This is a genomic window from Marivita cryptomonadis (assembly GCF_002115725.1).
GTDB classification, from domain to species: Bacteria; Pseudomonadota; Alphaproteobacteria; order Rhodobacterales; family Rhodobacteraceae; genus Marivita; species Marivita cryptomonadis.
This window is the reverse complement of sequence record NZ_JFKD01000030.1, coordinates 22236-29449: the sequence shown is the minus strand read 5'-3', so window position 1 is coordinate 29449 and position 7214 is coordinate 22236. Positions and strand designations below refer to the sequence as shown.

Sequence of the window (7214 nt, the reverse complement as noted above, 5' to 3'; positions counted from 1 at the left end):
ACCTTCTTCCAGCTTTGCGGAAAATTGCCCACCGCATTGTCGATGCCCTGGCCGGGAAAGACGTAGGTGCCTGTTTGCGTTGATCGCTTGTTTTCCAGATACTCGATCACTGGAAGCCCGATGGGACGTACGGACGCACCTTCCTTGCTGTCGATCAGCCGCAGGCAGCTCCCTTCGATATCGACCTCGCTCCATCTGAGATGGATGATCTCCCCGCGTCGGCAGCCCGTCACGGCAAGGACCCAGAGGATCTCGGCATGCAGGCGATAATGGTCGCTCTTCTGGGTTTGTCGCAGCAAACCGCCAAGGAATCGGTATTCCGCCTCGCTCAGTCGCCTGTCGCGCACCTGGTATTTCGGTTTGCGCAAGCCGTGGGTCGGGTTGTGGTCGATCACACCGGCTTCCACCGCGTAGGAGAATATCCCGCCAAGGAGACCCATTGTGCGGATCGCCGTTCCGCGCCCCCCGCGTACGATGGCCTTGCCGCGCAGTTTCTTGGTTTTCATCACGACGCGCGTCTTGCCTGCGATAATGTCTTTCATCAGGTTGTTCATGTCCGGCTTGGTGATGTCACGAACGCGGCGGGTGCCGAGGAGGGGGATAATGTGTCGGCGGATGCGGCCCACGTCGATCTCGATCGTCGAGGCCTTCTTGGGGCGACCGCCTTTGCCCATGATCAGGCCGGCCTCCATATCCTCGATGTACTGCTCGCAGAGCTGCTTGACCGTCAGCGCCTTGCGCTCCTCGTCGCGTTCCTCGGCTGGATCGTTGCCCCGGGCGACGCGGCCGAGCAGAGCTTTCGCCTCCCGTCGTGCCGTCTCGGGCGTCCAAATGCCGTGCAGGCCGATGGTATAGCGGCGGGACCGACCCCGTGCGCGGTACTGGAGGATGTAGCTGCGCTTGCCGGAGGGATAGACGCGGAGCCCGAAGCCCGTCACCTCGTCATCCCAGACCGCCGTCCCCTTGGGTCCCGGCTTGACCGCTTCGACAAATCGCTTCGTGAGCTTGTGCATGCTCAAACCCTCTTCTTGCGCCCGGTTTCACGAAAGCAGGACGCAACCACGCGGCCGGAAACCAAGGCGTATTCTCGGATAGAGCTTTCGGCGCAGCGCTTGGTTGAGTCTATAATTTTCCAGTGATTATAGCGCTCTAGAGGGCTCTATCGTACGTTTCGGAAAGCCCATTAGGCCCGCTCCGAAGGCAGAGGCCAGAGGTTCGAATCCTCTCGGGTGCGCCACTTCTTTTTGTCGTCGCCACTCCAGCCGCCGATCCTGTCGGCGGCACAGCGAGCGTGGTTTAGGGCGCTACAGGGCAGGCCAGACGGACGGCGGTCTTGCCGCGCCAGAGGCGTCGCGATGGCATGATGAGCACCGTTGGGTTATGCGGCGCAAGGATCGTGCGGTCGCCGTCATGGCCGATCACTGACCCTTCGGGCAGGTGCTCGAACCCACGCCAGTCTTGGGCAAAGCGGAAATCGTCGGTCTCGATTGTAACCGGTCCCATGACCTCGTAATAAGTGGTGTCGGGACGGGGTGGGCGGCCTTCCATGCGGTCTTCGGAAAAGTCCGGGTCCACTGCGCCACTGACGCGCAGAAAGCCTATCGCGCAATCCTTGGCGACCTCCGCCGCCTCGGCTTCCCAATGCTGGCCACATTCGACCAATGCGGCGTTTTTTTCCGATGCGGGATCGGCGAAATCCTTGAAATCGCGCATCCGCTGGCCTTCGGCGTGGCCCTTGTCGGTGACCACGATGCCCGGCCAGCCGATGGCACCGCCCAGCGTCCGGCCCTTGGCGGCGGGACCTGCGATGATCAGCGGGTCGGTCTTGTGCTGCATGGAATGAATGTCGAGCAGGAGATCCACACCCGAAAGCCACGGCCGCAATTCGCGGGCGCGTTCCACTTCAGGCGTGACGCGGCGGTCGGGATCATCAAGCACGCCATCGCCCCATAGCCGGTTGAAGTCTTCCTCGACCCAGCGGGTAGCGTCTGGCACCTCGGGGTCGAAGGCGGCATAGGCTGCAAAATTGACGAACGCGAAAGACAGCTTGCCCTGACGCGGGCGCAGGCCCATCTGCAACAGCCAGTCAAGTGCGATGGCCCCGCAGGGCTCATTGCCATGAACGATAGCCGTAATCGCCACATGCGGCCCTGCGTTGCCGCTGTCGAAGGTCCAGACATAGGGCACGCCGGAATTGCCCTTGGCATAGGCCGAGATGTCAGGGGGTGTCAGCTCGACGGAATAGATGTTGGGCAATCCGGTGGCGGAACTGGTCATGCGGTGTGCCCCTCAAGTGCGGTTTCCACGTGTCTCACAAGGTGCTGTGCAAGATCGGTGAACGTGGCCTGCAAGGCGGCATAACCGGTATTCGGTTCGCGGGTGGATTCGTCCATATACAGCTTTCGGTTCACTTCGATCTGCATCGAATGGCGGTTGTTTGCGGGATCGCCATTGGCACGGACCAATTCCATCCCCTTGTAGGGATCGTTGATCGCCACCGAATACCCACGCCCGGTCAGAAAATCCTCGACCGCTTTGGTGAAGGCAGGTGCGCAGGCGGCGCCGTCCCGGTCGCCCAGTACGAAATCGGGGCGCGGTGTGCCGCGTGCTTGCGTGGACATGGCGGATGCGACCTCTTGCATCGAATGGCAATTCACATGCCAGACTGCGCCCCATCGATCATGCGCGGCGTCCAGAAGTGTGCGCAGCTGTGACTGGTAGGGCCGGTGATAGCGCGTGACCCGTGCATGAACTTCGTCTGGGGTCAGTGGACGGGTATACAGCGGCTCACCGCCGGGCGGCACGCGGGTCCAGCAAAGGCCGATGCCAAGAGTGCTTTTGACGGACGGGTTCAGCGGGTCGGGGTAGGGACCTGACAGGGCGTTCGGGTCCATGTCATCCGGCGCGCGGTTGGCGTCGACATACGAGCGCGGAAAATGCGCGTGCAGCAGAACCGCACCGGTGGGCACGGCACCGGACCAGAGGTCATGCACATGGGTGTCCTCGGCGTGGCGCAGCAGGGTCGGGTCAGCGGCATGGCCGAAATCCTCGGGGTACACAGTGCCGGAATGCGGGCTGTCCAACACAAGCGGCACGCTTTGGGTGGCAGTGCCTTCGACGGTCAGAACGCCGGGGATGTGCAGGCTCATTCAGTTCCTCCGTCATGCAGGTGGCAGGCCACGGACCGTCCCGCGTCGTTGCGCAAGACGGGGGTGTCCCGTGTGCAGCGTGGCCCGGCCATTGGGCAGCGTGGGTGAAAGTGACAGCCGGGGGGCGGTGCAAGGGGCGATGGGATCTCGCCTTTGATCGTTCGGTAGGTTTGGCGACCTGCGCCCAGACGGGGCACCTGGTCGATCAGGGCCTGCGTGTAGGGGTGCTGCGGGTCATCGAACAGCGCCTCGGTCGAGGCGATCTCGACGATGCGGCCCAGATACATCACCACCACGCGGTCGGCGATATGTTCGACCACGCTCAGGTCATGGCTGATGAACAGATAGGTCAGGTCCAGTTCGCGGCGCAAGTCCTGAAACAGGTTGATCACTTGCGCCTGAATCGACACGTCCAGCGCGGCGATGCTTTCGTCGCAGATCAGGAATTCCGGGCGCACCGCAAGCGCACGGGCGATGCCGATCCTCTGCCGTTGACCGCCGGAAAACTGGTGCGGAAAGCGTTGCGCATAGGCGGGGTCAAGCCCCACCTGCCGCAGAATTCCGGCGACATAGGCGCTCATCTCGCGGCGGGTGGTCAGGCCGTGATATACGGCGGCTTCGCCCACGATCTCTTCGACCTTCATGCGCGGATTGAGCGAAGACATCGGATCCTGAAAGATCATCTGGATCCGCAGCCGTGCGGTTTTGGCATCAGCCGAGGCGGCGTCGGTGACATCGACCCCCTCAAAACGGATCGTGCCGCCGCTGACTGGTAAAAGCCCTGCCACCATGCGGCCCAGTGTGGACTTGCCACACCCGGATTCCCCAACCAGCCCGACCACCTCACCCCGTGCGATATGAAACGACGCAGAGTCCACTGCGTTCACGCAGCTTTCCGACACCGATGCGCCAAGCTTTTTTGCCAGCTTTTCGATGGAATCGAGCTTCTTGACGAACTGTCGCGAAACGTCGCTGAGTTCAAGCATGGCGGTCATGGCGTCCCCCCCGCCTTGGTCAACGGGTGGTGGCAGCGCAATTGCCGGACCCTTTCCATGTCTTCGATGCCGGGTGCATCGGTGCGGCAGCGTTCATCAGCGTTGAAGCAGCGCGGGGCAAAGGCGCAGCCGGGCGGCAGATGCGCCATGTTGGGTGCCATGCCGGGGATCTGCGTCAGCCGCTCTCCGCGCTGCCCGTGTCCGGGGATCGATCCCAGCAGACCAACCGAATATGGGTGTCCCGGCGTCGTCAGCACGTCGTCGGTCTGGCCGGTCTCGACAATTCGGCCCGCATACATCACCGCCACCCGGTCTGCGAGCCCGGCCACCACCGCAAGGTCATGGGTGATCCAGATCAGCGCGGTGCCGGTGTCCCGCGCAAGGTCTTGGACCTCGGCGAGGATCTGGCTCTGAATGGTGACATCCAGTGCCGTGGTGGGTTCATCTGCTACAATCAGGTCGGGACCATTGAGCAGGGCAATGGCGATGGCCACCCGCTGCCGCATGCCGCCAGAGAACTGGTGCGGATAGGCGTCCAATCGTTCAGCAGGCGAAGGAATGCCCACCTTGCTCAGCGCCGAGATGGCGCGGTCGCGTGCCGCCTTGGCGCTGACCTTGTCATGGGCGCGCACCGCTTCGATCATCTGGGTGTCGATCCGCAATACTGGGTTCAGGGTCATCATCGGATCCTGAAAGATCATCGCAATCTTGTTGCCACGCAGACGCCGCATCTCGGATGCGGGCAGCTGCGCCAAATCCTGCCCTCGGAACAGGATCTGACCACCGACCACGCGCCCCGGTGGGTCGACCAGCCTCAGGATCGAAAAGCCGGTGACCGATTTGCCCGACCCGCTTTCGCCGACAAGCCCCAGCACTTCGCCTTCGTTGAGCGCGAAATCGACCCCGTCCACCGCTTTGACCACACCGGCATCGGTGAAGAAATGGGTTTGCAGGTTGCGCACTTCGAGAACACTCATTTGCGCAACCTCGGGTTCAGGGTGTCGCGCAGCCGATCACCGACAAGGTTGATCGACGCCACGATCGCCAGCAGCGCCACACCGGGATACATGCTCATCCAATATTGGCCCGACAGCATGTAATCGTATCCGTTGGCGATCAGCAGACCCAAAGAGGGTCGGGTGATCGGCACACCGACCCCAAGAAACGACAACGAGGATTCCAGAACGATGGTGTTGGCGATTTGCACGGTCGAGATCACCAAGAGTGGCGGAATGCAGTTGGGCAGCAGATGCCGGAAGATGATCCGCCGCACCGGCAGGCCCAGACCGCGCGCGGCGTCGATATATTCCTTGCGCGCCTCTGACAGCGCCGTGCCCCGGACGGTGCGGGCATAGTAGGCCCATTGCACGATGATCAGAGCGATCACCACCTTGTCCAGCCCGCGCCCGAATGCGGCCATCAGCATCAGCGCCACAAGGATCGACGGGAAGGACAGTTGCAGGTCCACCAGTCGCATCAGGATGGTTTCGACCCGTCCCCCGGCCCAGGCGGCATAGATGCCCACGACCACGCCGATGGCCATAGCGACCAGCGTGGCGATGATGGCCACCGACAGCGACACACGCAGCCCGTAAAGGATGCCCGACAGGATATCGCGCCCCTGTTCGTCGGTCCCAAGATGATAGGTCATTGCCCCGTCAAACGTGGTCGATCCCGGCGGCAGTCGGCCATCCATGATGTCCAGCTGGCGCAGGTCATAAGGGTTTTGCGGGGCGATCTCGTTGGCGAAAAGCGCCAGCACCACCAACAACAACAGACTGCCCGCCGCGACATAGGCGACGGGACCGTTGAAGAACTGCCGTCCTCGGCCACGCAGCAGATGGGCGGAAATCGCGACGAATCCGATCAGCATCAGCACCCGCGCGGGCAGGCTGCTCCAATCCGGTCCAAACGCAAGTGCGAAAGTGGCCAGCGTCATTGCAGCTGTCACCAGCCAAGGCAGGGCATCCACAGTCCGGTCGCGCAGCGGGATTGGGGTGGGCATCTCGGTCATCCGGCACCCCCTGTCACACGGACCCTTGGGTCGAGGATCGTGTAGACGATGTCCACGACGAGGTTGATCACAATGAAAATCAGGACTGTCATCATCAGGTAGGCGACGATCACTGGTCGGTCGAGCGTCAGGATCGAGTCGATCAGCAACTTGCCCATCCCCGGCCACGCAAAGACCGTTTCGGTAACCACCGCAAAGGCGATCATCGACCCCAGTTCAAGGCCCAGAACCGTTAAAATCGGGATCATGATGTTCTTGAGCACATGCACGAAAAGGATACGGGTCTCAGACACCCCTTTGGCGCGGGCGAATTTCACGTAATCCTGCACCAGTGCCTCTTGCGTGCCCGCGCGGGCCAGTCGGGTGACAAGTGATGCTTTGTACAAGGCCAGTGTCAGCGCAGGCAGGATCATGTATTGCAGGCCGTTTTCGGAAAAGATCGACAACCGGATACCGAACACATCGACGGTATCGCCCCGACCGGTCGAGGGCAGCCAGCGCAGTTCGACCGCGAAGATCAGGATCAGCAGCATACCGACCCAGAAATTGGGCAGCGAAAAGCCGAAGATCGACCCGGTCATGATCGCGCGGCCCTGCCAACGGTCGGCCTTGTACCCGGCATAGACGCCCAGTGGGATGCCGATGAGGACCGAAAAGATCAGCCCCAAAGCGGCCAGTTCCAGTGTCGCAGGCATGTAATGCAGGATCAGCGTCACAGCACTTTCGCCATGGACGAAACTGCGGCCCAGATCTCCCTGCAACGCGTTGCCGACAAAAGTCAGGAATTGGATGTAGATCGGCTGATCGAACCCAAACCGCGCCATCGTCTCTTCGATCTCGCGCGGGGTGGCGTCGGGCGAGATGAGGATATCGACGGGGTTGCCGATCATGTAGATGCCGAAGAACACGATCACCATCATCGCCAGCGCGACAAAGATGGACTGCGCAATCCGTCTGAGCAGGTAGACAAGCATGCCTTGGGGCGCTTTCCGGGCTGGACGAGGGAAAAGGATCCCACGGCGACCCGAAGGCCGCCGCAGAAGTTCAGCGAGTGGT

General features: G+C 62.0%; 7 protein-coding genes. All 7 read right to left on the bottom strand.

What is annotated here, in order from left to right; genetic code table 11:
* Window positions 1–1013, bottom strand: a 1013-nt coding sequence (locus MCRY_RS20570) for a tyrosine-type recombinase/integrase (protein WP_085633390.1), incomplete at its 3' end; no start/stop codon positions are given.
* A 283-nt stretch (window positions 1014–1296) separates the two neighbouring features.
* On the bottom strand, window positions 1297–2277 hold the full coding sequence (locus tag MCRY_RS20565) for a M14 family metallopeptidase (RefSeq protein WP_085633388.1): 981 nt from the start codon (window positions 2275–2277) through the stop codon (window positions 1297–1299).
* Window positions 2274–3149 carry an N-formylglutamate amidohydrolase gene (locus MCRY_RS20560; RefSeq protein ID WP_085633386.1) on the bottom strand — a complete coding sequence of 292 codons (876 nt, stop codon included), beginning with the start codon at window positions 3147–3149 and terminating at the stop codon, window positions 2274–2276. The genes MCRY_RS20565 and MCRY_RS20560 overlap by 4 nt, the downstream gene beginning before the upstream one ends.
* Window positions 3146–4144: an ABC transporter ATP-binding protein gene (locus MCRY_RS20555; RefSeq protein WP_085633384.1), complete on the bottom strand. Its 999-nt coding sequence runs from the start codon at window positions 4142–4144 to the stop codon at window positions 3146–3148. The genes MCRY_RS20560 and MCRY_RS20555 overlap by 4 nt, the downstream gene beginning before the upstream one ends.
* On the bottom strand, window positions 4141–5121 hold the full coding sequence (locus MCRY_RS20550; RefSeq protein WP_085633382.1) for an ABC transporter ATP-binding protein: 981 nt from the start codon (window positions 5119–5121) through the stop codon (window positions 4141–4143). The genes MCRY_RS20555 and MCRY_RS20550 overlap by 4 nt, the downstream gene beginning before the upstream one ends.
* Window positions 5118–6158 carry an ABC transporter permease gene (locus tag MCRY_RS20545; protein ID WP_238939444.1) on the bottom strand — a complete coding sequence of 347 codons (1041 nt, stop codon included), beginning with the start codon at window positions 6156–6158 and terminating at the stop codon, window positions 5118–5120. Before MCRY_RS20545 ends, MCRY_RS20550 begins: the two co-directional genes overlap by 4 nt.
* Entirely contained in the window at window positions 6155–7132 is a 978-nt protein-coding gene (locus MCRY_RS20540) for an ABC transporter permease (RefSeq protein ID WP_085633380.1), read from the bottom strand. The genes MCRY_RS20545 and MCRY_RS20540 overlap by 4 nt, the downstream gene beginning before the upstream one ends.
* Window positions 7133–7214: the final 82 nt, after the last annotated feature.